At 66.8% G+C, this 22,926-nt stretch carries 23 protein-coding genes and 2 pseudogenes; 10 read left to right on the top strand and 15 right to left on the bottom strand.

Annotated features, from left to right (window positions below; genetic code table 11):
• The first annotated feature begins 65 nt into the window (after positions 1 to 65).
• Positions 66 to 1,307, top strand: coding sequence for an alpha/beta hydrolase (locus JX552_RS22875; RefSeq protein ID WP_205874138.1), 1,242 nt, complete (start codon positions 66 to 68; stop codon positions 1,305 to 1,307).
• Here the strand turns inward: JX552_RS22875 and JX552_RS22870 are convergent.
• Genes JX552_RS22870 through JX552_RS22855 form a run of 4 tightly spaced genes read right to left on the bottom strand, consistent with a single transcriptional unit; the run spans position 1,297 to position 6,653 of the window.
• The gene (locus JX552_RS22870) at positions 1,297 to 2,955 is read right to left on the bottom strand and encodes an ABC transporter family substrate-binding protein (RefSeq protein WP_205874137.1); all 1,659 of its coding nucleotides are present in this window, start codon (positions 2,953 to 2,955) and stop codon (positions 1,297 to 1,299) included. The two genes, JX552_RS22875 and JX552_RS22870, sit on opposite strands and share 11 nt — an antisense overlap.
• Positions 2,948 to 4,783 carry an ABC transporter ATP-binding protein gene (locus tag JX552_RS22865; RefSeq protein WP_205874136.1) on the bottom strand — a complete coding sequence of 612 codons (1,836 nt, stop codon included), beginning with the start codon at positions 4,781 to 4,783 and terminating at the stop codon, positions 2,948 to 2,950. Before JX552_RS22865 ends, JX552_RS22870 begins: the two co-directional genes overlap by 8 nt.
• Complete coding sequence (locus tag JX552_RS22860) at positions 4,780 to 5,679, bottom strand: ABC transporter permease (RefSeq protein ID WP_205874135.1); 900 nt, start codon at positions 5,677 to 5,679, stop codon at positions 4,780 to 4,782. The genes JX552_RS22865 and JX552_RS22860 overlap by 4 nt, the downstream gene beginning before the upstream one ends.
• Entirely contained in the window at positions 5,676 to 6,653 is a 978-nt protein-coding gene (locus JX552_RS22855) for an ABC transporter permease (RefSeq protein ID WP_205874134.1), read from the bottom strand. Before JX552_RS22855 ends, JX552_RS22860 begins: the two co-directional genes overlap by 4 nt.
• Positions 6,654 to 6,809: 156 nt before the next feature.
• Here JX552_RS22855 and JX552_RS22850 point away from each other — a divergent pair, with 156 nt between their 5' ends.
• Entirely contained in the window at positions 6,810 to 7,301 is a 492-nt protein-coding gene (locus JX552_RS22850; protein ID WP_205874133.1) for a beta-class carbonic anhydrase, read from the top strand.
• Positions 7,302 to 7,393: 92 nt separating this feature from the next.
• On the opposite strand, the gene JX552_RS22845 is transcribed toward JX552_RS22850, so the two are convergent.
• The 3 genes from JX552_RS22845 to JX552_RS22835 are packed head-to-tail and all read right to left on the bottom strand — an operon-like array spanning position 7,394 to position 9,788.
• Positions 7,394 to 8,404 (bottom strand): succinylglutamate desuccinylase/aspartoacylase family protein, encoded by a 1,011-nt coding sequence (locus tag JX552_RS22845; RefSeq protein ID WP_205874132.1) that lies wholly within the window; start codon positions 8,402 to 8,404, stop codon positions 7,394 to 7,396.
• The gene (rimK, locus tag JX552_RS22840) at positions 8,401 to 9,306 is read right to left on the bottom strand and encodes a 30S ribosomal protein S6--L-glutamate ligase (RefSeq protein ID WP_205874131.1); all 906 of its coding nucleotides are present in this window, start codon (positions 9,304 to 9,306) and stop codon (positions 8,401 to 8,403) included. The genes JX552_RS22845 and rimK overlap by 4 nt, the downstream gene beginning before the upstream one ends.
• Positions 9,303 to 9,788 (bottom strand): ATP-dependent zinc protease family protein, encoded by a 486-nt coding sequence (locus tag JX552_RS22835; RefSeq protein WP_205874130.1) that lies wholly within the window; start codon positions 9,786 to 9,788, stop codon positions 9,303 to 9,305. The genes rimK and JX552_RS22835 overlap by 4 nt, the downstream gene beginning before the upstream one ends.
• A gap of 240 nt (positions 9,789 to 10,028) precedes the next feature.
• On the opposite strand from JX552_RS22835, the pseudogene cysD reads away from it, so the two are divergent.
• The 3 genes and pseudogenes from cysD (at position 10,029) to JX552_RS22820 (ending at position 13,376) form a co-directional block, all read left to right on the top strand.
• A pseudogene (gene cysD, locus JX552_RS22830) lies at positions 10,029 to 11,017 on the top strand (sulfate adenylyltransferase subunit CysD).
• On the top strand, positions 11,017 to 12,861 hold the full coding sequence (cysC, locus tag JX552_RS22825) for an adenylyl-sulfate kinase (RefSeq protein ID WP_205874128.1): 1,845 nt from the start codon (positions 11,017 to 11,019) through the stop codon (positions 12,859 to 12,861). The pseudogene cysD and the gene cysC overlap by 1 nt, the downstream one beginning before the upstream one ends.
• A 35-nt stretch (positions 12,862 to 12,896) precedes the next feature.
• Positions 12,897 to 13,376, top strand: coding sequence for an Rrf2 family transcriptional regulator (locus tag JX552_RS22820; protein ID WP_205874127.1), 480 nt, complete (start codon positions 12,897 to 12,899; stop codon positions 13,374 to 13,376).
• Here JX552_RS22820 and JX552_RS22815 read toward each other — a convergent pair.
• Together JX552_RS22815 and JX552_RS22810 are read right to left on the bottom strand one after the other, a co-directional pair.
• Positions 13,373 to 13,759, bottom strand: a complete 387-nt coding sequence (locus tag JX552_RS22815) for a VOC family protein (protein WP_205874126.1) — start codon at positions 13,757 to 13,759, stop codon at positions 13,373 to 13,375. The two genes, JX552_RS22820 and JX552_RS22815, sit on opposite strands and share 4 nt — an antisense overlap.
• A 215-nt stretch (positions 13,760 to 13,974) precedes the next feature.
• Positions 13,975 to 14,388: a VOC family protein gene (locus tag JX552_RS22810; protein WP_205874125.1), complete on the bottom strand. Its 414-nt coding sequence runs from the start codon at positions 14,386 to 14,388 to the stop codon at positions 13,975 to 13,977.
• Between the two features lie 38 nt (positions 14,389 to 14,426).
• Here JX552_RS22810 and JX552_RS22805 point away from each other — a divergent pair, with 38 nt between their 5' ends.
• Complete coding sequence (locus tag JX552_RS22805; RefSeq protein WP_205874124.1) at positions 14,427 to 15,305, top strand: LLM class flavin-dependent oxidoreductase; 879 nt, start codon at positions 14,427 to 14,429, stop codon at positions 15,303 to 15,305.
• Here the strand turns inward: JX552_RS22805 and JX552_RS22800 are convergent, their stop codons facing one another.
• Complete coding sequence (locus tag JX552_RS22800; RefSeq protein WP_431195884.1) at positions 15,306 to 17,009, bottom strand: NAD-binding protein; 1,704 nt, start codon at positions 17,007 to 17,009, stop codon at positions 15,306 to 15,308. It lies immediately after the preceding gene.
• A gap of 229 nt (positions 17,010 to 17,238) precedes the next feature.
• Between JX552_RS22800 and JX552_RS22795 the strand changes: the two genes are divergently transcribed.
• Genes JX552_RS22795 through JX552_RS22785 form a run of 3 tightly spaced genes read left to right on the top strand, consistent with a single transcriptional unit; the run spans position 17,239 to position 18,883 of the window.
• Entirely contained in the window at positions 17,239 to 17,775 is a 537-nt protein-coding gene (locus JX552_RS22795; RefSeq protein WP_488663601.1) for an NUDIX domain-containing protein, read from the top strand.
• Positions 17,776 to 17,805: 30 nt separating this feature from the next.
• The gene (locus tag JX552_RS22790; RefSeq protein WP_205874121.1) at positions 17,806 to 18,336 is read left to right on the top strand and encodes a pyridoxamine 5'-phosphate oxidase family protein; all 531 of its coding nucleotides are present in this window, start codon (positions 17,806 to 17,808) and stop codon (positions 18,334 to 18,336) included.
• A 58-nt stretch (positions 18,337 to 18,394) separates the two neighbouring features.
• A complete protein-coding gene (locus JX552_RS22785; RefSeq protein ID WP_488663607.1) occupies positions 18,395 to 18,883 on the top strand; it encodes an Rv2253 family sensor-like surface protein in 489 nt (162 codons plus the stop codon).
• A 71-nt stretch (positions 18,884 to 18,954) separates the two neighbouring features.
• Here JX552_RS22785 and JX552_RS22780 read toward each other — a convergent pair whose 3' ends face one another.
• Positions 18,955 to 19,290 carry a DUF732 domain-containing protein gene (locus JX552_RS22780; RefSeq protein WP_205874120.1) on the bottom strand — a complete coding sequence of 112 codons (336 nt, stop codon included), beginning with the start codon at positions 19,288 to 19,290 and terminating at the stop codon, positions 18,955 to 18,957.
• Between the two features lie 122 nt (positions 19,291 to 19,412).
• Positions 19,413 to 20,390 carry an NAD(P)H-hydrate epimerase gene (locus JX552_RS22775; protein WP_205874119.1) on the bottom strand — a complete coding sequence of 326 codons (978 nt, stop codon included), beginning with the start codon at positions 20,388 to 20,390 and terminating at the stop codon, positions 19,413 to 19,415.
• Positions 20,391 to 20,490: 100 nt separating this feature from the next.
• Between JX552_RS22775 and JX552_RS32685 the strand changes: the two genes are divergently transcribed.
• A complete protein-coding gene (locus tag JX552_RS32685) occupies positions 20,491 to 20,868 on the top strand; it encodes a type II toxin-antitoxin system VapC family toxin (RefSeq protein WP_241010687.1) in 378 nt (125 codons plus the stop codon).
• Positions 20,869 to 20,943: 75 nt separating this feature from the next.
• Here JX552_RS32685 and JX552_RS22770 read toward each other — a convergent pair whose 3' ends face one another.
• The 3 genes and pseudogenes from JX552_RS22770 to JX552_RS22760 all read right to left on the bottom strand — a co-directional run bounded on the left by JX552_RS22770 (position 20,944) and on the right by JX552_RS22760 (position 22,911).
• The gene (locus JX552_RS22770; protein ID WP_205874118.1) at positions 20,944 to 21,471 is read right to left on the bottom strand and encodes a M15 family metallopeptidase; all 528 of its coding nucleotides are present in this window, start codon (positions 21,469 to 21,471) and stop codon (positions 20,944 to 20,946) included.
• A gap of 51 nt (positions 21,472 to 21,522) precedes the next feature.
• Positions 21,523 to 22,239 (bottom strand): thioesterase II family protein, encoded by a 717-nt coding sequence (locus JX552_RS22765; RefSeq protein WP_205874117.1) that lies wholly within the window; start codon positions 22,237 to 22,239, stop codon positions 21,523 to 21,525.
• 55 nt (positions 22,240 to 22,294) lie between these two features.
• A pseudogene (locus tag JX552_RS22760) lies at positions 22,295 to 22,911 on the bottom strand (dihydrofolate reductase family protein).
• Between the last annotated feature and the right edge of the window lie 15 nt (positions 22,912 to 22,926).

Below are 22,926 nucleotides of genomic sequence, written 5' to 3'. Positions count from 1 at the left end.
TAGGCGACCGATGTGCCGGACATCGACGATCTCGGCAGAATGACACGCATGACGGGCTGCCTCCGATGACCATGAACGCCAAACGGCGCCGAGTGCACGACAAGCTGGCGAAGTTGCCGGGGGTGCGGCCGGTTCGCCGGCCGATATCGCCGGGCAGCGACGAGGAGTTCGACCTGTTCTACGTGCGCACCGGTCACAAGTCCACACACCCGCTGGTGATCATCCCGGGCGGGCCTGGCGTGGCGTCGCTGCGCCTGTATCAGGGGTTTCGCCGCCGCGCCGCCGCCGCCGGACTTGACGTGATCATGATCGAGCACCGTGGGCTGGGAATGTCGCGCCACGACGATGCCGGCGCCGATCTGCCGCCGGAGTCGCTGACCATCGAGCAGGTCGTCGACGACGTGGCCGCCGTGCTCGACGATGCGCATGTGGACTCGGCAGTCATCTACGGCTCCTCCTACGGCAGCTACCTCGCCGCGGGTGTCGGCGTCGGTCATCCCAGCCGGGTGCACGCGCTCATCCTGGATTCACCGGTGCTGTCCGCCCACGACATCGTCGCCGTGCGGGATGCGCTGCGCCGCGTGCTGCTGACGGGCGAGGACCCCGAAACGGCGACGCTGGCGCCCAAGGTTCGGCGCCTCGTTGACGCGGGAATCATGACGCCGTCGGCGGGGCAGGTCGCGGCGACGGTGTACGGCTACGGCGGGGCGCCCATGCTCAACCACCAACTCGACCTGCTGCTCACCGGACGCAAGATGCTGTGGCGGGCGCTGGTTCGCTTCACCACCATGGGGGTGAGCCAGAAGGTGCCCTACCGGTATGAATCCGACCTGGTGAGTCGTATCGCGTTCCGCGAACTGGACTACGCCGCCGAACCGGACGGCCTGCCGCTCGACCCCGCTCTGGCGGTACGCGAAACCTTGCCCCAGACAGCAGAATTCGAAGCCGAACCCTATGACCTGAGCGCCGAGTTGCCGAAGTTCACCTGGCCGACCGTGGTGATCGCCGGCGGGCGTGACCTGGTCACGCCGCTTGCGGTGGCCGAACGTGCGATGTCGCTGCTGCCCAACTCGCAGCTGTTGCGGCTGCCCACCATGGCGCACAGTGCGCTGGACTTTCGGGAGCCCGCCGCATTGGCGATCGCCGGCGCGGTATGTCGCGGCGAATTCGACGGGCTGGCCGGGCGTGCCCGGGAGCTGGACGCGCTGCCGGCCCGGCTGCCGATGCGCGTGCTGTGGAAGGCGATCGATGTGGCGGCCACCGTGGAGGCGGCCGTTCCGCCCCTGCTGCACCGCGTCAGCGCATGAACCCGATGGCGGTGTAGTCCAGGTCAGCCAACCCTCGGGCGCCGAAATTCGCCAGCTTGCTGCGCACCGCCACCGGCCCGGGCGACTGGATCAACGGCAGACTGAATCCCTCGGCCCAGATGAGCCGGTCGACTTCATTGGCCAACGCTCGGGCCTTTCCGGGGTCGAGCTCGCTCAGCGTTCGTTCGATCGCGTCGTCGATCTCCGGGCTGCCGATCTTGCCGAAGTTGCTGTCTCCGTCGGATGCGTAGATCTGGGTGAGGCCGGACAGCGGGAACGCGTCGCCCACCCAGCCGAACAACGCGATGTCGAAGGCCCCGACGTTGACGTAGTCGCGGAAAAAGCCACTGCCGGATCGTGATTGCAGATCCAGCTTGACACCGATCTCGGCCAGGCTGTGCTGGGCGATCTGGGTGACCGCCTTGGTGCTCTGCGCGTCGTAGAACAGCATCCGCACTACCAGCTGCCGGCCGTCCTTCTCGCGGAAACCCGTTTCGGCATTGCGTTTCCAGCCCAGAGCATCGAGATCGCGGCTAGCCCGCTGCGGGTCGTACGGGATGCTGTTGTCCTGATAACCCTCCTGCCCGGCCACGAAGATGTGGTTGTTCAGCGGCACTGGGTCGCCGGTGAGACCGTGTAGCGCCACGTTGGCGATGGTGCGCCGGTCGATGCCCTCGCTGACCGCCAACCGCAGCGATCGGTCGGACAGGATCGACCCGTTGGCGCCGTTCATGGTGAAATGCGTCCATACCGGCGCCGGCGCCTGCCGGATCGAGATGCCCTTGGTGCGTTCGGCGATGACGAGTTGGTCGAGCGAGGCGACCCCGGTCGCGTCGATCGTGTTGTTCTGCAGGGCCGGCAACCGGGCCGGGTCGTCGAGCACCAGGTAGGTGATGGAGTCCAGGCGGGGCGTCGTGCCCCACCATCTGGGGTTGCGGGTCAATACGATTCGCTGTTTTGCTCGATCCAGCGTGCTGATGACGAACGGCCCGGCGGTCAGGCCCGGCGCGTCGAGCCAGCCCTTGTTGAACGCCTCCGGTGTGGCGGTCACGCTTTCGGGCAGCAGCATGCCGTTGCCGGCGAACATGCCGCGCCACTCGGCATAGGGCTTGGCGAAGGTCATGATCGCCTGGCGATCGTCGACCCCCCGGGTCACCGAGGCGACGCGGTCGGCGCCGTTGGTCGTGGCGATCTCGAACGCGCTGTCGGTCCCCGTGGTGGCGTGGATCTGACTGGCGATGTCGCGCCAGGTGATGGGGCTGCCGTCGGACCAGACCGCTTTCGGATTGATGGTGTAGGTGATGACCTGCGGGTTGGTCCCGGTGAGTTCGACGCTGGTGAAGTAGTTGGTGTTGACGGTTGCCGAGCCGTCCGCCGCGATGGTGAAGGCGCTGGGCAGCGTGGCCTTCATCATCCCGGCGATCTCCGACGAGTTGCCGTCGATGTGCAGGATGTTGAAGTTCGGCGGGAAGTCGATGAGCGCCAGCCGCAGGTTGCCGCCCTCCTGGAGGGTCTGCGGGTTCTGCGGGTTGATGTCGCTCGCGTTGCCGACGGCGCCGGGGCCGGCGGGCGTCAGCTGACCGCCGGTCGCGCAGCCCGACAACACCAACGCGGCGGCCAGCAACGCCGCTCCCATCCTGCTACGCATGGCCGGGCTCCGGTTGCGGCACCGCGCCCAGCAGCCGACGCGTGTACTCGTGTTGCGGATTGGCAAACACCTGCTCGCTGGCACCCTGTTCCACCACCGCGCCGCGGAACATCACCACCACCTGATGGGCCAGATGCTTGACAACTGAAAGATCATGGGAGACGAAGAGATAGGACAATCCGAATTGATCCTGTAGGTCGAGCAACAGGTTGATGATCCCGGCCTGGATGGAGACATCCAGGGCCGACACCGGTTCGTCGAGGGCCAAGATCTTGGGCTGTAAGGCCAATGCCCGCGCGATACCGATGCGCTGTTTCTGTCCGCCGGAGAACTCGGCGGGATAGCGGTTGGCGTCGGCGCGGCGCATGCCCACGATGGTCAGCAGCTCCGCTACTCGGGTGTTGGTGTCGCTCTTGCTGAAACCGTTGGCCCGCAACGGTTCCGCGAGTAGCTCCGAGACGGGCAGTCGCGGGTCGAGCGAGGCCACCGGATCCTGGAACACCGCCTGGATGTTGCGGCGCAGCGACCGGCGGCCGGCCGTGTGCAGGGTCGTCACATCGGTGCCGAGCACCTCGATCGAACCCGATTGCGGCGTCGTCAGTTCCAGGATCTGATTCAAGGTGGTTGACTTGCCCGAACCGGATTCGCCCACGATGCCCAGCGTGCGGCCTTGCTGCAGTTCGAAGCTGACGCCGTCGACGGCGCGCACTTCACCGACGGTGCGGCGCAGCAACACGCCCTTGGTCAGGGGATAGGTCTTGGCCAGGTTTTGCACCCGCACCACGACGGTGGAGTCCTCGGGCGCGGCGGCGACCTGTTTGGTGTCGACGTCATAGATTTCGGCGGCGCTGCGCCCGGCGGCGTTTTCGGTGCGGATGCAGGCGGCTCGATGATCGACCCCGACTTCGATCAAATCCGGCTCCGCGCTTCGGCATTCGTCGATGGCCAGCGGACAGCGCGGTGCGAACGGGCAGCCGGGTTCGAGGCCGGCCAGCGACGGGGGAGCGCCAGGTATGGGTACCAGCCGGGTGCCCTGTGGGGCGTCCAGTCGCGGAACCGAGCCCAGTAGTCCAATGGTGTAAGGCATTTGGCGGTCTCGGTAGAGATCGCTCACCCCGGCCGACTCGACCACCCGGCCGGCGTACATCACCAACGCCCGGTCGGCGAACTCGGCGACCACGCCCAGATCGTGGGTGATGATCAGGACCCCGGCGCCGGTGACGTCGCGTGCCTTCTTGAGTACCTCGAGGATCTGGGCCTGCACGGTCACGTCGAGCGCGGTGGTGGGTTCGTCGCAGATGAGCAGGTCCGGGTCATTGGCGATCGCCATCGCGATCACCACGCGCTGGCGTTCTCCACCGGACAGTTCGTGTGGAAAGGCGCGGGCCCGCTGGGAAGGCTGCGAGATACCCACCAATTCAAGCAGTTCCACCGCGCGCTCCCGGGCTGCCTTCTTGCCGACCGGCCCTTGATGTACCCGGATCGCCTCGGCGATCTGATCGCCGACCGTATAGACCGGGGTCAGTGCGGACATCGGATCCTGGAACACCATGCCGATCGACCTGCCGCGGAACCGCGACATGCCGTCGTCGCCGAGCCCGAGCAGCTCGGTGCCCTGCAGGCGGACCGAACCGCTCACCGCGGCGTACTCCGGCAGCAGACCCATCACCGCCATCGCCGCCGCCGACTTTCCCGATCCGGACTCGCCGACCATCGCCACCACTTCACCTGGGTTGACCTGGTAGGTGATGCCGCGGACCGCGGTCACCGGGGTCCCGTCGGTGGGAAAGGTGACGGCGAGGTCGGTCACCTCCAGCAGCGAACTCATTGCGCACCTCGCCGCAACGTCCTGGCGCCGGGGTCCAGCGCGTCGCGCAGTCCGTCACCGGTCAGGTTGGCGCACAACACGATCAGCACCAGCACCCCGGCCGGGACCAGGAAGACCCAGGGGAAGGTGGTGGCGGCCTGGGTGCCGTCGGCGATCAGGGTGCCCAGGGACACGTCGGGCGGCTGGACGCCGAAACCGAGAAAGCTCAGGCCCGTCTCGGCCAGGATGGCGAAGCCGACGTTGAGGGTCGCGTCGATGATCAGGATGGACGCCACGTTGGGCAACACGTGGCCGACGATGATCTTGCGGCTGGAGACGCCCATGTACCGTGCGGCACGGATGAAGTCGTGCTCCCGCAGGCTCATGGTCAGCCCGCGCACCATGCGGGAACTGACCATCCAGCTGAAGGCCGCGAGCAGCAGCACCAGCGACATGATGTTGGCCGAATTCCTCGTCCGCGGCGAAACGATGGCGATGAGAATGAAACTGGGCACCACCAGCATGAGGTCGACCACGAACATCAGGACCCCGTCTCGCCAGTCCTTGAAGTAGCCCGCGATGGATCCCACGGTGGCGGCGATCCCGGTGGAGATCACCGCCACGCAGAGACCGATCAGCATGGACTTCTGCATGCCGCGCAGGGTCTGAGCCAGCATGTCCTGGCCGATAGCGTTGGTGCCCAACCAGTGTCGGGTGCCGGGTGGCTGCAGCAGCGCATTGAAGTCGAGGTCGCGGTAGGAGTAGGGCAACAGCGGTGGCAATGCGTAGCAGCCGATGAACAGCAGTACCAGCAGCGCCAGGGCCACCACTGCCGAGCGGTTGCGCAGGAACCGGCGCAGCACCAGTGTGCGGCGTGAAGTGAATTCCGTTGCCTCGGTGGGCTCGACCGCGGTCATGACACACGCACCCGCGGATCCAGCGCCGCGTAGAGGATGTCGGACAGCAGCCCGGCAAGCAACGTGACGGCAGCGGAGAACAGCGTGATCGCGGCGATGATGTTGGTGTCCTGGGTGGCGATTCCCCGGATCGTCCATTCACCCATGCCGTGCCAGCCGAAGATCTTCTCGACGAACACCGCGCCTCCGACAAGACCGGCCACGCTGTAGGCGAACAGTGTCGCCATCGGGATCAGTGCGGTCCGCAGGCCGTGTTTGACCAGTGCGCGGCGGCGGGTCAGGCCTTTGGCGCGGGCGGTGCGGATGAAATCCTGTCCCAGCACGTCGAGCATCGCGTTGCGCTGATACCGGCTGTAGCCGGCCGCGGCAGTCAGCGTCAGCGTGAGCGTCGGCAAGACCAGATGCTTCAGCCGGTCGGCGACCGCCGCCCAACTCCCCTCGATGACACCAGGCGACGTCTCGCCGGTGTAGTCGAAGAGTTGGTAGCCCAGCGCCCAGTTGGCCCGCAGCGCCCCCATGATCAACAAGTTGGCGATGACGAAGGTCGGCGTGCTCAGAATGAGCAAGGCGGTGATAGTGACGATGCGGTCGCTGAACCGGTATTGGCGGATGGCGCCCCACGCCCCCAGGGTCACCCCGAGCAGCGTGCCCAGCACGGACCCGATGACCAGCAACCGCAGCGTGACTCCGATGCGGCGTCCCAGTTCGGTGCCTACCGGCTGCCCGGTGATCGTCTTGCCGAAATCGCCGTGCGCCGCGTGCGATACCCAGTTGACGTAGCGGATCGGAATCGGCCGGTCCAGGCCGAGATCGTGCGCCTTGGCGTCGATCACCGCCTTCGGGGGGCGGGGACTGCGCTGCATCAGGCTTTCCAGCGGCGAGAACGCGACCGAGGTGAGACAGAAGGTCAGAAACGACGCCAACGCCAGCAGCACGGCGTACTTCGCCAATCGGCGCAGCAGAAAACGCGTCACGCCTTATCACCCTGCCGCATTGGGACAGGGTAGCGATCCGGCGCTGAACATTCAGATCCGGCTGATCCGCACCGGTGAAATACGGTTGGCCGGTTGTTAAGATCCGCGGCATCCACCCGCTGGCAAATATGATTTCGCATCCCGAGGGAGACCTGCGTGACGGTTACCGACGACTACCTAGCCAACAACGCCACCTACGCGAGCGCCTTCCAGGGGCCGTTGCCGCTGCCGCCGAGCAAACACATCGCGGTGTTGGCGTGCATGGATGCCCGCATCGACGTGTACCGGGTGCTGGGCATCAACGAGGGCGAGTCGCACGTGATCCGCAACGCCGGTGGTGTGGCCACCGACGACGCCATCCGGTCGCTGGCGATCTCGCAGCGGCTGCTTGGGACCAAGGAGATCATCCTGATCCACCACACCGACTGCGGGATGCTGACCTTCACCGACGACGACTTCAAGCGCAGCATCCAGGAAGAGACCGGTATCAAGCCGCCCTGGTCAGCCGAAGCGTTCCCTGACATCGCCGAGGATGTTCGGCAATCGCTGCGGCGGATCGAGCAGAGCCCGTTCGTCACCAAGCACGAATCACTGCGCGGGTTCGTCTTCGACGTCGCCACCGGCAAGCTCGAAGAGGTCACCCTCTAGCCGAGCAGACGCAAAAGTCCGCAATCTTCGTGCCGAAATGACGTGCTTTTGCGTCCGCTCGCGCGGGGCCTGCACCCGCCCCGCGGCGTCGGTCACCCTTCGTCGTGGGCGGCCTGGAAGTCCTCCACCTGCTGCGCGACCTCGACGACGTCTTCGAAACGCGCGACGTGAAACAGCGCATCGCCCTGATGGACGATCGGCAGCTGGCTTCGCCCGATCACCAACCCGGAATGGTCCGCCGTCACCGCGATCTCGGCGCCGCCGAAGGGATCGGCGATCGTGCCGATCTGCTCGCCGCGGTCCACCCGGGCGCCGAGCGGCTTCGCGGCCCGGAACATGCCGCTCTCGGGCGCGCGCACCCACGCGGTCGAGCGCGCCACGAACGGCTCGGCGCGGGCCCGGCGCCGGCGTGACGATGGCAGCATGCCGAGCCCGCGCATCACGTTGACGATGCCCTGCACTCCGGGGCGTATTGCCAGCTCTGCGAAGCGCAGCGCCTCGCCTGCCTCGTAGAGCAGCGTCGGGATGCCCAACGCTGCGGCCGCCTCGCGCAGCGAGCCGTCGCGGACCGCGGCATTGATCAGTACCGGCACTCCGAAGCTGCGTGCCAGCGCGAGGGTTTCGGGGTCGTCGAGGTTGCCGCGAATCTGCGGAAGGTTGTCGCGATGGATGGCCGCGGTGTGCAGGTCGATGCCGTGGGTGCAATTGGCGACGATCTCGGTCATGAACCGGTCGGCCAGCTTCGCGGTCAGCGAACCGCGTCCCGAGCCGGGGAACGAGCGGTTGAGGTCGCGGCGGTCGGGAAGATACCGCGAGTGGTGCAGCACCCCGTACACGTTCACGATCGGGATCGCGATCAGCGTCCCGCGTAACTTCGCCAGCGCGGGCCGACGCAACAGTCGGCGGATGATCTCGACACCGTTCAGCTCGTCGCCGTGCACCGCGGCGCAGACGAACAGCCGCGGGCCGTCCCGCCGGCCCCGCACCACCTGCACCCGCATCGTCAGCGGCGTGTGTGTGTAGAGCTGGGGAATCGGCAGCTCGATGGTGGCGCGGGTGCCTGGCGGGATCGACTCCCCGCCGATCAGCAGGTCGGTGCTCAACCCTTGCCCCGGGTGTTGGTCTTGCCGTGCCGGGCGTGCTTCTCGATGAACTCGATGATCAGCTTGGCGACGTCGCGTTTGGTCGCCTCCTCGATGCCTTCCAGGCCGGGCGAGGAATTGACCTCGAGCACCACCGGACCGTGATTCGAGCGCAGGATGTCGACGCCGGACACGTTCAGCCCCAGGCGCTGGGCGGCACGCACCGCGGTCGAGCGCTCTTCGGGCGTGAGCCGGATGAGCGACGCGGCGCCGCCGCGGTGCAGGTTGGAGCGGAACTCGCCGGGCCTCGCCTGGCGCTTCATCGCCGCGACCACTTTGTTGCCGATGACGAAGCAGCGGAGGTCCGCGCCGTGCGCCTCCTTGATGTACTCCTGAACCAGGAAGTTCGCCCGCAGCCCCCGGAATGCCTCGATGATGGCCTCGGCCGCGGAGCGTGTCTCGCACAGCACTGTGCCCTTGCCCTGGGTGCCCTCGAGCAGCTTCACCACAAGCGGTGCGCCGCCAACGATCTCGATCAGCTCAGAGGTGGCGTCGGTGGAGTGCGCAAAGGCGGTGACCGGCAGCCCTATCCCCGCGCGCGCCAGGATCTGCAGCGAGCGCAGCTTGTCGCGCGATCGGGTGATCGCGACCGACTCGTTCAGGCAGTAGGTGCCCATCATCTCGAATTGACGCACCACGGCCGAGCCGTAGAAGGTCACCGACGCGCCGATGCGGGGAATCACCGCGTCGAAAGACTCGAGCTCCTCACCGCGGTAGTGGACCGCCGGGTCATGGGAGGCGATATCCATGTAGCACTTGAGGTGATCGAGCACAACGACGTCGTGCCCGCGATGCTCTGCGGCCTCGACCAGGCGGCGGGTGGAGTACAGCTTCGGGTTGCGCGACAGGATCGCGATTCTCATCGTCGTCCTCCCGGCAGCCCGCCGGCGCCGCGACGCGGTCGTCCCGACAGGTAGGAACGCGCGGGGTCGACGTGGAAACGTCCACGTAGCGCGGTTCGCCCGAGCAGCATCCGGAAGCGCATCGTCTCTCGATCGGTGAGGGTCATCTCGGCCCGGAAGCGCTCGCCGAAGACCTCGACCGACGTCTCGATGACGAAGCGTTGCTCGCGGTGCCCGCCCGAGTCCGCGACCACGCGCTCGTCGAGGACGTCGGCAAGACAGATCTGTTCGATGCTCACGTCGTGCTGCAGCGGGCGCATCCCGAATCGCACCCGCCGCCGCCCGTTCTCCACCAGCGGCTCGACGAAGAAGGCGTGCAGCGCGGAGGTCCGAGCGCCGGTGTCCACCTTGCACTTGATGTGTTTGATCCCCAGATCGGGGAGCGACACCCACTCCCGCCATCCGAGCAGCGTGCATTCGCCGTTATCGATGTTGCCCGCCATGGACGTGTAAGACTCCGACCGGAACCGTGTTGGACAGGAGCGCCGAGGGCCGCGCGATCACTGCGGCGTCGGCGTAGAAAGCGGAATCTATCACCCGCACCGGCGAGAAGCCGTGCGCCCCAGTCGGCTCCTCTGAAGTGCGTAAGACGCCCAGACCATGCGCCCGCTGGCAGACGCTCCCGGCGGCCTGCTCGCCCACCCGGCACCAACTCATTGACACCAGCACAGGTGGCTGCTTTCATGTCATTAATAAGAGTAAATATGGTCAATCCAACCAACTTAACCGGGAAAAGATGCCGATGACTACTGACGTCAAAGCCGGCCCCGCCGTCGGTCAATATGAGTTGAGCCATCTGCGTTCGCTCGAGGCCGAGGCGATTCACATCATTCGCGAAGTGGCCGCCGAGTTCGAACGGCCGGTACTGCTGTTCTCCGGCGGTAAGGACTCGATCGTCATGCTGCACTTGGCGCTCAAGGCTTTTCGGCCCGGCAGGCTGCCGTTCCCGGTGATGCACGTGGACACCGGTCATAACTTCGACGAGGTTCTCGAGACCCGCGACGAGTTGGTCGAGGAAGCCGGAGTGCGTCTGGTGGTGGCCTCGGTGCAGGACGACATCGACGCCGGCCGGGTGGTGGAGACCATTCCGTCGCGCAACCCACTGCAGACCGTGACGCTGCTGCGCGCGATCGCGGAGAACAAGTTCGACGCGGCCTTCGGCGGCGCCCGCCGCGACGAGGAGAAGGCCCGGGCCAAGGAGCGGGTGTTCAGCTTCCGCGACGAGTTCGGGCAATGGGACCCGAAGGCCCAGCGGCCCGAGTTGTGGAACCTCTACAACGGCCGACACCACAAGGGCGAGCACATCCGGGTGTTCCCGCTGTCCAACTGGACCGAGTTCGACATCTGGTCCTACATCGGCGCCGAGAAGGTCAAGTTGCCGTCGATCTACTTCGCCCACCGCCGCAAGGTTTTTCAGCGCGACGGAATGCTGCTGGCCGTGCACCGGCACCTGCAGCCGCGCGCCGACGAGAAGGTGTTCGAGACCTCAGTGCGGTTCCGCACCGTCGGCGATGTCACCTGCACCGGCTGCGTGGAATCCGACGCGGCCACCGTGTCGGAGGTCATTGCCGAGACCGCGGTGTCACGATTGACAGAACGCGGAGCCACCAGGGCGGACGACCGGATCTCGGAGGCCGGAATGGAAGACCGTAAGCGGCAGGGGTACTTCTGATGGCGACATTGTTGCGACTGGCGACCGCAGGCTCGGTCGACGACGGCAAGTCCACCCTGATCGGGCGATTGCTCTACGACTCCAAGGCGGTCATGGAGGATCAGTGGGCGGCCGTCGAGAAGACTTCGAAGGACCGCGGTCACGACTACACCGACCTCGCGTTGGTCACCGACGGGCTGCGCGCCGAGCGCGAGCAGGGCATCACCATCGACGTCGCCTACCGCTATTTCGCCACTCCCAAGCGAAAATTCATCATCGCCGACACCCCCGGACACATTCAGTACACCCGCAACATGGTGACCGGTGCCTCCACCGCGCAGTTGGTGATCGTGCTCGTCGACGCGCGGCACGGACTGCTCGAGCAGTCGAGGCGGCACGCGTTCCTGGCATCGCTGCTCGGCATCCAGCACATCGTGCTGGCCGTCAACAAGATGGACCTGATCGGTTGGGACAAAGAGCAATTCGAGGCGATTCGCGACGACTTTCACGCGTTCGCGGCGCGTCTGGATGTGCAGGACGTCGCCACCATCCCGATCTCTGCCCTGCGCGGCGACAACGTGGTGACCAAGTCAGACCAGACGCCCTGGTACGAAGGGCCGGCGCTGCTTTCCCACCTCGAAGAGGTCTTCATCGCCGGTGACCGCAACCTGGTCGACGTCCGGTTCCCCGTCCAATACGTCATCCGGCCGCATACGCACGAACACCAGGACCACCGCAGTTACGCCGGCACCGTCGCCAGCGGCGTGATGCGTCCCGGTGATGAAGTGGTGGCGCTGCCCGTCGGCAAGGCCACCCGGATCGCTGCGATCGAGGGCCCGAACGGTGCGGTGACAGAAGCTTTTCCGCCGATGGCTGTTTCGGTGAGCCTGACCGACGACATCGACATCTCGCGCGGCGACATGATCGCCCGCACCAACAATCAGCCCAGGATCGCCCAGCAGTTCGATGCGACCGTGTGTTGGATGGCCGACGGATCGGCCCTGGAGCCCGGCCGTGACTACGTCATCAAGCACACCACCCGAACCACTCGCGCACGGATCACCGCACTGGACTACCGGCTCGACGTCAACACCCTGCACCGCGACAAGACGGCAACGGCGCTCAAGCTTAACGAACTTGGCCGCGTTTCGTTGCGCACCCAGGTGCCGTTGCTGCTCGACGAGTACTCCCGCAACGCCAGCACCGGGTCGTTCATCCTGATCGACCCGGACACCAATGGCACGGTGGCCGCGGGGATGGTGTTGCGTGATGTCGCGGCCCAGAAGGCCAGCCCGAACACCGTGCGGCACAAGTCGTTGGTCTCCGCCAGCGATCGCGCTACTCAGGGCAGGACGGTGTGGCTCACCGGTTTGTCCGGGGCGGGCAAGTCGTCAGTGGCCATGCTGGTCGAGCAGAAGCTGCTCGAAAAGGGCATTCCCGCTTACGTTCTCGACGGCGACAATCTGCGGCACGGCCTGAACGCCGACCTGGGCTTCAGCATGGCAGACCGGGCCGAGAACCTGCGCCGGCTGGCGCATGTGGCTACGCTGCTCGCGGATTCGGGTCAGATCGTGCTGGTGCCGGCCATCAGCCCGCTGGCCGAGCATCGCGAGATGGCCCGGAAAGTCCACGCCGACGCCGGATTTGGGTTTTTCGAGGTGTTTTGCGACACTCCGCTCAAGGAATGCGAACGCCGCGACCCCAAGGGGCTGTACGCCAAAGCCCGCGCGGGGGAGATTACCCACTTCACCGGGATCGACAGTCCCTATCAGCGGCCCAAGAACCCGGACCTGCGGCTCACCGCGGACCGCAGTGTCGAAGAGCAGGCGCAGAGCGTGATCGACATGCTGGAAGTGCGCGCGTAGGAGGTTCTGGGCAAGAGGCTGGCACAATCCTGAGCATGCGGATGTCGGCCAAGGCGGAGTACGCCGTTCGGGCGATGGTCCAGCTCGCGACGGTCCCCAGTGGCACGCTGGTCAAGACCGACGAGCTGGCCCAGGCCCAGGGCATTCCGCCGCAGTTCCTCGTCGACATCCTGACCAACCTGCGGACCGACCGCCTGGTGCGCAGCCACCGCGGACGTGAGGGTGGTTACGAACTGGCGCGGCCGGGCACCGAGATCAGCATCGCTGACGTGTTGCGGTGTATCGACGGGCCGTTGGCCAGCGTGCGCGACATCGGGCTGGGAGATCTGCCCTATTCCGGCCCGACCGTCGCGCTCACCGATGTGTGGCGGGCGTTGCGCGCCAGCATGCGGTCGGTCTTGGAGGAGACGACCGTGGCAGACGTCGCCAACGGCACGCTGCCCGAGCATGTCGCGCAGATGGCCGACGACTACCGCGACCAGGAGAGCCGGCGGCACGGGGCCGCCCGCCGCTAGCCCGAGCCGTAGGGCCTGGTCAGAATCTCCATCGCGTGCCCGGCTGGGTCGCGGAAGTAGACGCCGCGGCCACCGTCCCGAGTATTGATTTCGCCGGGTCGTTGGGCGCGAGGGTCCGCCCAGTGCGGCAAGCCGCGGGCGGTGATCTTGCCGTAGATGGCGTCGAACTCCGCTTCGGAGACCAGGAACGCGTAGTGCTGCGGCCGGATTTCGTCGCCGTCGGCGACGTCGGCGTAGTCCAGGCTGGCAAGGTGTTCCAGTGCGACGACCAGGAACGGGCCGAACGGTGCGGGGCCGGGCAGGTCGAACAGTTCGGTGAGAAACTCCGCGGATTGCCGCTTGTCGCGCGACGCGACGATGGTGTGGTTGAAGCTGATACTCATAGTTTTCGCCAGTGTCCTCTTGCGGTGGCGAGCGTGCACTCCGGTACGCCGACACGCCGTGGGCTTTGGCGCTAACCGCACGCTCGGGGCATGGGGCATGGGGCATGGGGCATGGGGCATGGCGTCTCTTTCTGTCACGAGCGTGCACCCGGGTACGCCGACACGCCGTGGGCGCTGGCGCTAACCGCACGCTCGCGTCAGAGGCCGGAGGGGCGTTACTTCGGCGCCGTGAGCTCCAAGGCGATGTTGTCCGGGTCGCGGAACTCCAGGATGTAGGCCGGCCCGATGTCCTTGACCGGCTCGTGGGCAATCCCGATCTCATCGAGATGTTTTGCTGCAGAATATAATTCGTCCTTGCTGGCGATCCTCAACGCCAGGTGGTCCAGCCCGCACCGGTCCTCGTCGAAGCGGTCATCGGCCACCGGCCGCAACCCGAGCAGCGCGCCACCCATGTCGTAGATGACGCCGCCGAATAGAAAACCCAACCGGCGCCGCGTCGCCTCGTCGGGGTTCTCCGGGGCCTCGATGAGCACCGGCCAGTCGAACACGCTCTCGTAGAACCGCCGCGATCGCTCGATGTCGGTGACAGTGAGCCGGACGTGGGCGATTGACGTGCTCGTTAGTGCCATCCGCCCATGCTGCCAGAATCACTTACGTGCAGATAGGTATGACGATGCCGGTGATGGAGCCCGACCTGGACGCGACGCTGCTGCGGCAGTGGGCGCAGGTGATCGACGAGGGCCCGTTCTCGTCGCTGTGCTGGGGCGAGCGCATCGCCTTCGACAACCCGGACAGCCTGACCTTGCTGGGCGCCATCTCAGCGTGGACGCAGCGGGTGCGGCTGGTGACGACGGTGATCGTCCCGCAGCTGCACGACCCGGTGATGCTGGCCAAGGGCCTGGCCACCGGCGACATGCTCAGCGGCGGCCGCCTGACGGTGGGCATCGGGGTGGGTGGCCGGGAGGAGGACTACAACGCGGTGGGCGCCGACCCCAAGACGCAGACCATCCGCGGCATGGCCGAGCGCGTCGCGGTGATGAAGCGCGTGTGGGCGGGGGAGAAGACCACCGACTCGGTGCGGCCGGTCGGCCCCTCGCCCGTGCAAAAAGGTGGCCCGCCGCTACACGTCGGCACGATCGGACCCAAAACCGTCCGTAGCGCCGCCGCCTGGGCCGACGGAATGGCCGGAACCACCTTGGACCTCGATGTCGCCAAGCAGAACGAGCTGTTCGACGTCGCACGTCGCGCCTGGGCCGAGGCCGGCAAACCGGAGCCGCACCTGGCGACGTCGTTCTGGTTCGCGTTCGGCGCGGCCGACGAAGCCCGCGGCCAGGTGCACCGGCACCTGCGGCGGTACATGAACTGGATCCCGGCCGAGTACGTCGATGCCATGGCGCCGATGACCGGATGGGCGGGTTCCGAGGACGAGCTGGTCGCGGTACTCAGGGGATTCGCCGACATCGGCACACACGAAGTGCAACTCATCCCCACCAGCTCGGACACCGAGCAGCTGCGTCGGGCCGCAGACGTCGTCGCCGCGTTGTAGTCAGCCTGCCCGCATGCTGTCGACCGACTGATCCGAGGGCTGTCCCTTGCGCAGAGTGGCCAGCAGTTCGCGGTAGGGGCCGACGAGGTAGACGGTGTCGCCGCCCTCCAGGCGCGCGTCGCGGCGCGGGTGCAGCTTGACCTGCCCGTCGGGCCCGGTGATCGCGATGACGCGGACCTGGGTGGACAGCTCGTGCATGGGCTTGCCGTCGAGCTCGCTGCCAGAGGCGACGCACATCCCGCCCACCATGAAGGAGCGTTGCCCGATGGAGAACGTCCCCAGCACCTGCAGTCCCATCGCGGCGCCGATGAACCAGGGCGCCGCCAGATCGACAGTCGAGCGGACGTTGTCGAAGCCGAACCGCTGGGCCACCGCCGAACCCAGTGACCGGTCGTACACCCGCAGCACCAACGGCACGTCCTTGCGATGCAGCTTGCGGTGCGAGCGGGTGTTCAACATCTCCCGCAAGACGATGCCGACCTCGATGTTGACCATGTCGTCCTGGGTCAGCACGGCCACCGCGCGGGCCTTCTCAATCCCGGCATGCTCGAGCGTCTGGCGCAGCGTCGCGTCACCGAAGATCACCGGAACCTCGAGTTCGGCCGCCGATGCCAGGTACCGGTTGTTCTCGTCGAGTTCGATGACGGCGACGTCGCGCCCGGCGGCGGTCAGGTCGCTGACCACGCGGCTGCCGAAGGAGCCCAGGCCGACGACGATGATGTGGTTGCGCATGTGGCGCACCCTTGAGCGCCCGGCCGAGCGGACGAAGCGGCGCGAGAGCAGCAGGTCGGCGATGAAGGCCACCAGCAGCGCGGTGGTGGTGACGCCGGCGAACATCAACATGATGCTGTACAGCCGCAGCCAGATTGGCTGGTTGAAGAAGTTGAAGTCGCCGTAGCCGACCGTGGCGATCGTTTCGGTGGTGAAGTACAACGCGTCGATCCAGCTCATCCCGGGCATCTGGTAGGCGTAGCGCAGCAATACTGTCGACCCCACCAGCAACGCGGCCGCTGCCCCCAGCGCCCGGAAGAACATCGGATTCACTTCGTCGCGCAGGGTGCGCGCCGCGTCGAGGCCGCGGTGCATCCGGGGCCGGCCGGAGCGGTTGGGCACCGGCCGGGGAACCGTCATGCCGCGAGCGGCCACCTCCTCGGCGGTGCCGATCATCGCCGTCCAGTCACCGGCCCGGACCTGCAGGTCCCGCCCGGGACACGCCACCACTTCCCCGGGAGCGGGCGAGTCCTTGCCACCGATCACCGCCACCGGAGCCAGGTCGCCGTAGATCTCACGCAGGGTCGCGTCCCGCGGCGCTTCGGACCTCGAGACCACGAAGTCGATGCCGGCCACCTCGAACGGGTGCGCGGTATAGGCCAGCACCGATTCGACCACCGAGGGCGCGGCGAGGTCGGCGACGTCCAGGATCGCGCCGGGGCCGTTGTCGGCGGCCATCGCCTCGCGCAGCACGTCGTTGGCCAGCCGGGCGACCACCCGCACATGAGGATTGGCTTTCCGTGCGAGCAAAGCGATTTCGAGGTTCCTCGCGTCGTCGTCGCCGACGCACACGACGGCATCGGCATTGGTGAGATCGACCCCCACCAAGTTGTCGCCGGCCAGCATTGCGACGTTGGCGCCGACCTTGTTGAGTTCCTCGATGATCGTCGCAGCCAACGCATCGTGACCGCTGACGATAATGTGACGCACCATGTCCCGCCCGCTCCGCCATGAGTTCTCCCGCATGAACACCCACTCCCGATGAGATGGGCGTCGGCCGGCTTGAACTGACTATCGGTCACCGCGCCGGTTAACGCCAGCAAGACGCGCGTGCGCGTCGATTCGGGACCAATCTTTGCCGCGCACGATGCCGGCTGCAATGGCTGGGGTTCCTCGGCATGCCGGCGGCGCCCGACACGATGCCGGCCCGGATACTGACAACGTGCCTTTCATCGAAACCGTCGCGTCGCGCGAGGCCTATCGCAACCCGTGGATGGTGCTCCGCGAAGACGACATCCGCCGGCCCGACGGCAGCCCCGGCATCTACGCGGTGGTGGACAAGCCCACCTACGCGCTCGTAATGCCCTACGACGGAACGCGATTCCGGTTGGTCGAGCAGTTCCGTTATCCCGTCGGTGCGCGCCGCTGGGAGTTTCCCCAGGGCACCGCCCCCGATCTGGCCGACCCTGAGCCCGCCGAGCTCGCCGAGCGCGAGTTGAGGGAGGAAACCGGGCTGCGGGCAACGACGTTGGAGGCACTCGGTCAGCTCGACGTCGCACCCGGGATGACCAGTCAGCGCGGGTGGGTTTTTCTGGCCACCGGAATAACGGAGGGGCATGCGGACCGCGAGCACGAGGAACAGGACATGCGCAGTGCCTGGTTCCCGCGCGAGGAGGTCGAGCAGATGATACGCGAGGGTGTGATCGCCGATGCGCAGTCAATCGCTGCCTACGCCCTGTTTCTGTTGCGGGGGCGATGAACTTTCCACCCCGCGGCGGTCAGTCCCGGTATGACGATCACACCGCGCAATCTCGACGGCTACGGGACGCCGCCGATCGAGTGGGACAGTGTCAAAGCCGTGTTGGACAGCCCGTTGCCGCAGGCGCCGGGTACCGGCGGCCCACAACGGCACACCACCTGGCTCACCACCGTCAACCGCGACGGCAGTCCGCACGTGATGGCGGTGGGGGTGCAATCGGTGAACGGCATCTGGTATTTCACTTCCGGACCGGCCACCCGCAAGTCACGCAATCTGATGCGTGACCCCCGATGCACCTTCAGCGTCGCCACCGAGCCGTTCGACCTCGTGATCGAAGGGGTCGCCGAACGGGTGACCGGCAGAGACGAATTGGCCTCCCTAGCAGCGGAGTACGCCGCGGATGGCTGGCCTGCCGAGGTCGCCGGCGATGCGCTCACCGCGCCGTTCAGCGCGCCTTCGGCGGGGCCGGCGCCGTGGCACCTTTACCGGGTGCGGCCGGCCACGGTGTTCGCGCTGGGAACGGCAGAGCCGTTCGGCGCGACGAAGTTCGAATTGGACTGAGCGGGATCGTAGCCGCGCCGATACCCTGTTGCGTCATCCAGCGGACAGCATGGACACGATGCCGCTGGGATGGAAATTCGCGATGCTCGCCGTGCTCGCCTCGGCGTTCGGTATGCCGGCCGCGCATGGGGCGAGCCCCGCGTGGAACGGCAAGTACTCGCTGGTGCGCTATGCCGTCGAGAAGAGCGGCACCAGCGTTGCGGCCGCCCAGGCCGAACCCACATTCAGTGCGGACTATGTCTTCTCGACGGTGTGTTCGGCGGCCAGTTGTGTCGCCACCGCCAACAACGGACCCAAGCCCGACAACCCGACGATCTCGGTGCCGTCGCACTACACCTGGGATGGCTCCCGGTGGGTCGAGCGCTTTGATTTTCAGTGGGATTGCTATATGGGAGAGGGGGTTTCGAAGGTCTGGGCGCCCGCTAAATCGTGGGCGTTCTACACGCCGCAGGCCGACGGGTCGCTACGTGGCACCTGGCACACCGACATCGCCAGCGGTCCGTGCCAGGGCAGTGTCGAGATGCCGGTGGCGGCGTTTCGCGCCTGACGCACGGCGCGCAACGAATCGCCGCCCCACAGAGTCTGTGAGGCGGCGATCGGGGGGCGGGTTTCGGGGCTTCAGGTGGTGGTGACGTACTGCGGGCAGTAGGCGCTGGCGGCGTCGACGGCGAAGGTGTGCGCACCGCTGCTGCTCAGGCCGGTCCGCTGGGCCACACTGGCGATGACCTGCTTGCTGGATTGCCCGGCGTCCAGAGCGGTGCACACGGCGTGGGCTTCGCTGATGGCGCGCGCGCTGCTGGGCGGGGTGATCCCGTCAGCCTTGATCTGGGCGATGAAGGCGTCGTCGACCGTGCTCGCGCCGGCGGTGCCGGCCAGACCGAGGGCAGCCAGGCCGAGCGTGGCGGCGGTCAGGGTGGTGCCGGCCAGGGAAGCGGTGAAACGACGAGTGAACATTGGTGTCTCCGTGTTACTGAGGTGGTGGACGCTGGTTTGCGTTGACCAAAGCCTCATGCGTACGGCTTGTGAACTTCTCAAAGGATTCTTGGTGAGTTGGTGACCCCGGCAGGCCAATGGGCTCAGATCACCCGAAGTATCGGCGACTCCGAAAAGTCGGGTGGATGCGGACCCAGCGCAGCGGTAACGGAGCGTGGCACCGAAATATCGGCGAGGTAGAGGGCACCGACCTGCGGCGCACCACGCATACCCATCTTGGGCAGCGCCAGCGTCATGGTCGCGTCAGCGCTGACGACATCCCCGGGGGCCTGTCCGGACGTGACGTCGAGCCCGCTGGGCGTGTCCAGTGCCACCACCGACCTGGCGGACGTCATGGCCGCGATCAACTCCGCGGCCCGCCCGTGCGGTATGCCACGCAGCGAGTAGCCGATCAGGGCGTCTACGGCGAGGTCGGCCTCAATGAGGGTCGGGCTGGTCGCCACCTTCATGCGTCGCAGGATGTCGAATTGGTGCGCAGGGACCGGGCTCAGCTGGTCGGGCGGACCGCCTAGGGTCACCACGACGTCGACGCCGGCGTTGACCAAGTGCCGTGCCGCTACCAGGCCGCCGCCCCCATTGCCACCGGATCCCGCGACCACGGCGACCCGGTCGGGCGTTCCCAGAGCCAGCACGAGACGCGCCAGCTGATGACCGGCGTTCTCCATCATCTGCACCAAGTCGATGCGCAACTCATCGATCATCACGCGGTCTACCTCGATCATCTGCTCCCTGGTCAGCCAACCGATGTCGTCGGCAGCCACGGCGGGGAACACGTTGTTGGTGGGCCGACTGTCGTCGATCCCCGCTAGCAGGTGGGCCGCGTAGCGCAGTGGCCAGCCGGCAGCGCCGCCGTAGCGCCGCTCGGCGGACTCAAGGAGGCCGACCAGCTGGCTGCGGGACGGCAGCCGACCCGCGCGATCCCACAGCCGCGTCTGCAGGTAGCCGCTGTACCAGAGAGCCCATTCAGGGTCGACACCGTCGCTGTCGGCGTAAGCCTGATGGTGTCGCTGGCCGGTCTCCACCAGCAGGTCTGCCAGTTCTGCGATCGTTATAGAGGTCATGCTGTGGGGCCCATCATGTTCTGGGTGCGACGTCGGGGCACCGCGGGTTCTGCTGCAGCCGGCATCACGCTACTACGACCCGAAGACCGGCGTTTGATTCGTGATAGTCGGCGGCTCTGCGTTCGTCGCGCTTATCGAGGGTGAGGAGACCGCCGGACAGCTCGTCGTCACTGCCAGGCACGGGCCCGCCACGCGCACCGTGTTCAACCGACTCCCGAGCGAAATGAGCTTGGGGGTAGACGGATTCACCGATGCACCCGCCCCCGCGGCGCAGCGCACGTATCGGTGTTGCGGTAAGGGACCCCATCCGGCCGGTCTCAACTTCGGTGACTGCATAACTGATTCGGCCGCCGAGCTCGTTGGTGAGTCGTCGGTGGGCGTCGGGAATGATTTACCCAGGACCGATCTCGAGTTCGGCGGCGGCATCGTCGGATACCCCCCCGGCCCCGTCGACCTAAGTCGGACATTCCAAAGGTGATCTGGCGCCGGTGAATTCGCCGCGCCGCAAGCAGATGGCGCCGCAGGCATCCGCCAACGAACGAGCATGCGGGTGTCAGCCGGCCGCGTTGGGCCGCAACGGCGGACAGTCGCCGCCGTAGTCAGAGGCCAGCTCGAAATGCCAGATCTCGTTGGCGTAGATCTGGCACAGCCCGTACGCCGGGCCGTTGCGGATGAGCCAGGTGTCGGCGTCGGTGGGTCCGACGTCGACGGCGTGGCCGATGACGTGCTTGGAGGTTTCGGGTGAGGCGACGTATTGGCTGGCGACCGCGGCGCTGCCGTAGCGGGCGACGGCGTCATTGAACAACTGCTGCTGAAATTCCGGTGAGCGCCAGCCGGACGTGAGGCCGAGGGTGATCCCCTCGGCCTTGGCGCCGCGGGCGGCCTGCTGAATCGCGCGCAGCAGCGCGGGGGTGAGCCGGTTGACGGCTGGGTCGGAGAGGTCGAACGTGCTCAGTTCCTGGCCGTCGGGCACCCAACCGCCAGTGGTGTCGTCGGGTGCCGCCGCGGCCGGCGCGACAGGAAGGACGGCGGCGAGCATCGCACCAGCCGCCGCCGTCGTGAGAAGCCTTTTCCGAATCATCGCCTTGTACCTTGGCGAGTCCGGTCACACGCGTCAAGCTGAGCGGGTCTCTCACGCGGCCAACACGGTCGACACCAGCGGCTTCAGCGTCTCGAACAACGGCTCGCGGTTCCGCAGGTAGAAGTGACCGCCGCGCAGGATCTGCACCGAGAAGTCAGCGGTCGTCCGCGAACGCCATTCGCGCAGGTCGGACTCGCTGACCAGCGGGTCCTCGCTGCCGCCGAACACGTGGATCGGACAGGGCAGCTCCGCGTTGTTCTCCTCCCGGTCCGTCGCGCACAGCCGCAGGTCGTGCCGCGTGGTGCTGACGGCCCGTTCGTGCAGTGTGGGCCAGCGGGTCAGCCCCGTGGGCCAGCCGCCCAGGTCGGAGAACAGCGTCACCAGCTGCTCGTCATCCAGCCCGTCCACCAGGTGCAGCGGTGGCGGCAGGTGCGGCGGGGCGTAGGCGGACAGGAACACCGCGCGGGGCAGCAGGGCGCCCGCCGCCGCCCGCACCGACGCCAGCCGGTAGGCGAGCAGCGCGCCGAAGCTGTGGCCGAAGAACATGTGCGGCTCGTCGAGGAAGGGGCGCAGTTGTTCGTTGACCTCGTCGACGAGATCGCGCATCGTGCTGAACCGCTCGCGGTTGGCGATCTCGACGGCAATCACCTCGACGGCCGGCGCGAGGGCCTTCTGCCAGGCTTTGAATGTCAGGCTGCCGCCGCCGGCATGGTGGAAACAGAACATCCTCATGGTCGTCGCCTTCTTCTCGTGGCTGGTGAAGCTCACGATCACGGATGCGACTTGAAGGATCCTTGGTGGATTCTTGCCGGGTTCTTGCGGCCTATCGGACTACCCGGTAGCGCAGATGCGCAACGCCGGGCGCCTCGAGCACACGGACCAATTCCAGGCATGGGGCGCCACCGGCGGGCAGGCCGTCGAAAAGGCGCTCACCGGCGCCCAGAATGACTGGGTTCACTTGTAGATCGATCTCGTCGACAAGTCCGGCCCGGATCGCCTGCCGGGCGCATGAAGCGCCTCCGGCGATGGAGATGGGGCGGTCGCCGGCAACGGACCGGGCTCGCGTATGGGCGGCTGCGATGCCGTCTGTGACAAAGTGAAATGTCGTTCCGCCGCCGAGCTCGATCGGGTTGTGCGGATAGTGCGTCAGGACGAAGACGGGCAGTGGTACGGCGGGACGTCACCCCACCAGCCGGCACAATCGGAGTCGCCCCACTCACCTCGGATCGGGCCGAACATGTTGCGGCCCATGATCGTTGCGCCCATGCCGTCGAGCATGTCCGAGACCACCTGGCGGTTGGCGGGATGGTCTTTGGCGGGGCCGAGGTGCCAGCCATGCAGTTGTTCGCCGCCGCGACCCAGAGGATGCTCAACGGATTGATTGGGGCCGGCCACGTAGCCGTCGGCGGAGATCGACATCGACAGATTCGTTCTGCTCATGCCAATGAAGACCGG

It is taken from the genome of Mycobacterium gordonae (genome assembly GCF_017086405.1).
Lineage (GTDB): Bacteria > Actinomycetota > Actinomycetes > Mycobacteriales > Mycobacteriaceae > Mycobacterium > Mycobacterium gordonae_D.
The sequence above is the reverse complement of the archived record's forward strand: the minus strand, read 5'-3'. Positions and strand labels throughout refer to the sequence as shown.

Excerpts from the sequence above, each read along its gene's own strand:
- JX552_RS22875 (WP_205874138.1), top strand. The coding sequence starts at position 66 with ATGACCATGAACGCCAAACGGCGCCGAGTGCACGACAAGCTGGCGAAG.
- JX552_RS22870 (WP_205874137.1), bottom strand. The coding sequence starts at position 2,955 with ATGCGTAGCAGGATGGGAGCGGCGTTGCTGGCCGCCGCGTTGGTGTTG.
- JX552_RS22865 (WP_205874136.1), bottom strand. The coding sequence starts at position 4,783 with ATGAGTTCGCTGCTGGAGGTGACCGACCTCGCCGTCACCTTTCCCACC.
- JX552_RS22860 (WP_205874135.1), bottom strand. The coding sequence starts at position 5,679 with ATGACCGCGGTCGAGCCCACCGAGGCAACGGAATTCACTTCACGCCGC.
- rimK (WP_205874131.1), bottom strand. The coding sequence starts at position 9,306 with ATGAGAATCGCGATCCTGTCGCGCAACCCGAAGCTGTACTCCACCCGC.
- JX552_RS22835 (WP_205874130.1), bottom strand. The coding sequence starts at position 9,788 with ATGGCGGGCAACATCGATAACGGCGAATGCACGCTGCTCGGATGGCGG.
- cysC (WP_205874128.1), top strand. The coding sequence starts at position 11,017 with ATGGCGACATTGTTGCGACTGGCGACCGCAGGCTCGGTCGACGACGGC.
- JX552_RS22820 (WP_205874127.1), top strand. The coding sequence starts at position 12,897 with ATGCGGATGTCGGCCAAGGCGGAGTACGCCGTTCGGGCGATGGTCCAG.
- JX552_RS22815 (WP_205874126.1), bottom strand. The coding sequence starts at position 13,759 with ATGAGTATCAGCTTCAACCACACCATCGTCGCGTCGCGCGACAAGCGG.
- JX552_RS22810 (WP_205874125.1), bottom strand. The coding sequence starts at position 14,388 with ATGGCACTAACGAGCACGTCAATCGCCCACGTCCGGCTCACTGTCACC.
- JX552_RS22805 (WP_205874124.1), top strand. The coding sequence starts at position 14,427 with ATGACGATGCCGGTGATGGAGCCCGACCTGGACGCGACGCTGCTGCGG.
- JX552_RS22800 (WP_431195884.1), bottom strand. The coding sequence starts at position 17,009 with ATGGTGCGTCACATTATCGTCAGCGGTCACGATGCGTTGGCTGCGACG.
- JX552_RS22790 (WP_205874121.1), top strand. The coding sequence starts at position 17,806 with ATGACGATCACACCGCGCAATCTCGACGGCTACGGGACGCCGCCGATC.
- JX552_RS22785 (WP_488663607.1), top strand. The coding sequence starts at position 18,395 with ATGCCGCTGGGATGGAAATTCGCGATGCTCGCCGTGCTCGCCTCGGCG.
- JX552_RS22780 (WP_205874120.1), bottom strand. The coding sequence starts at position 19,290 with ATGTTCACTCGTCGTTTCACCGCTTCCCTGGCCGGCACCACCCTGACC.
- JX552_RS22775 (WP_205874119.1), bottom strand. The coding sequence starts at position 20,390 with ATGACCTCTATAACGATCGCAGAACTGGCAGACCTGCTGGTGGAGACC.
- JX552_RS22770 (WP_205874118.1), bottom strand. The coding sequence starts at position 21,471 with ATGATTCGGAAAAGGCTTCTCACGACGGCGGCGGCTGGTGCGATGCTC.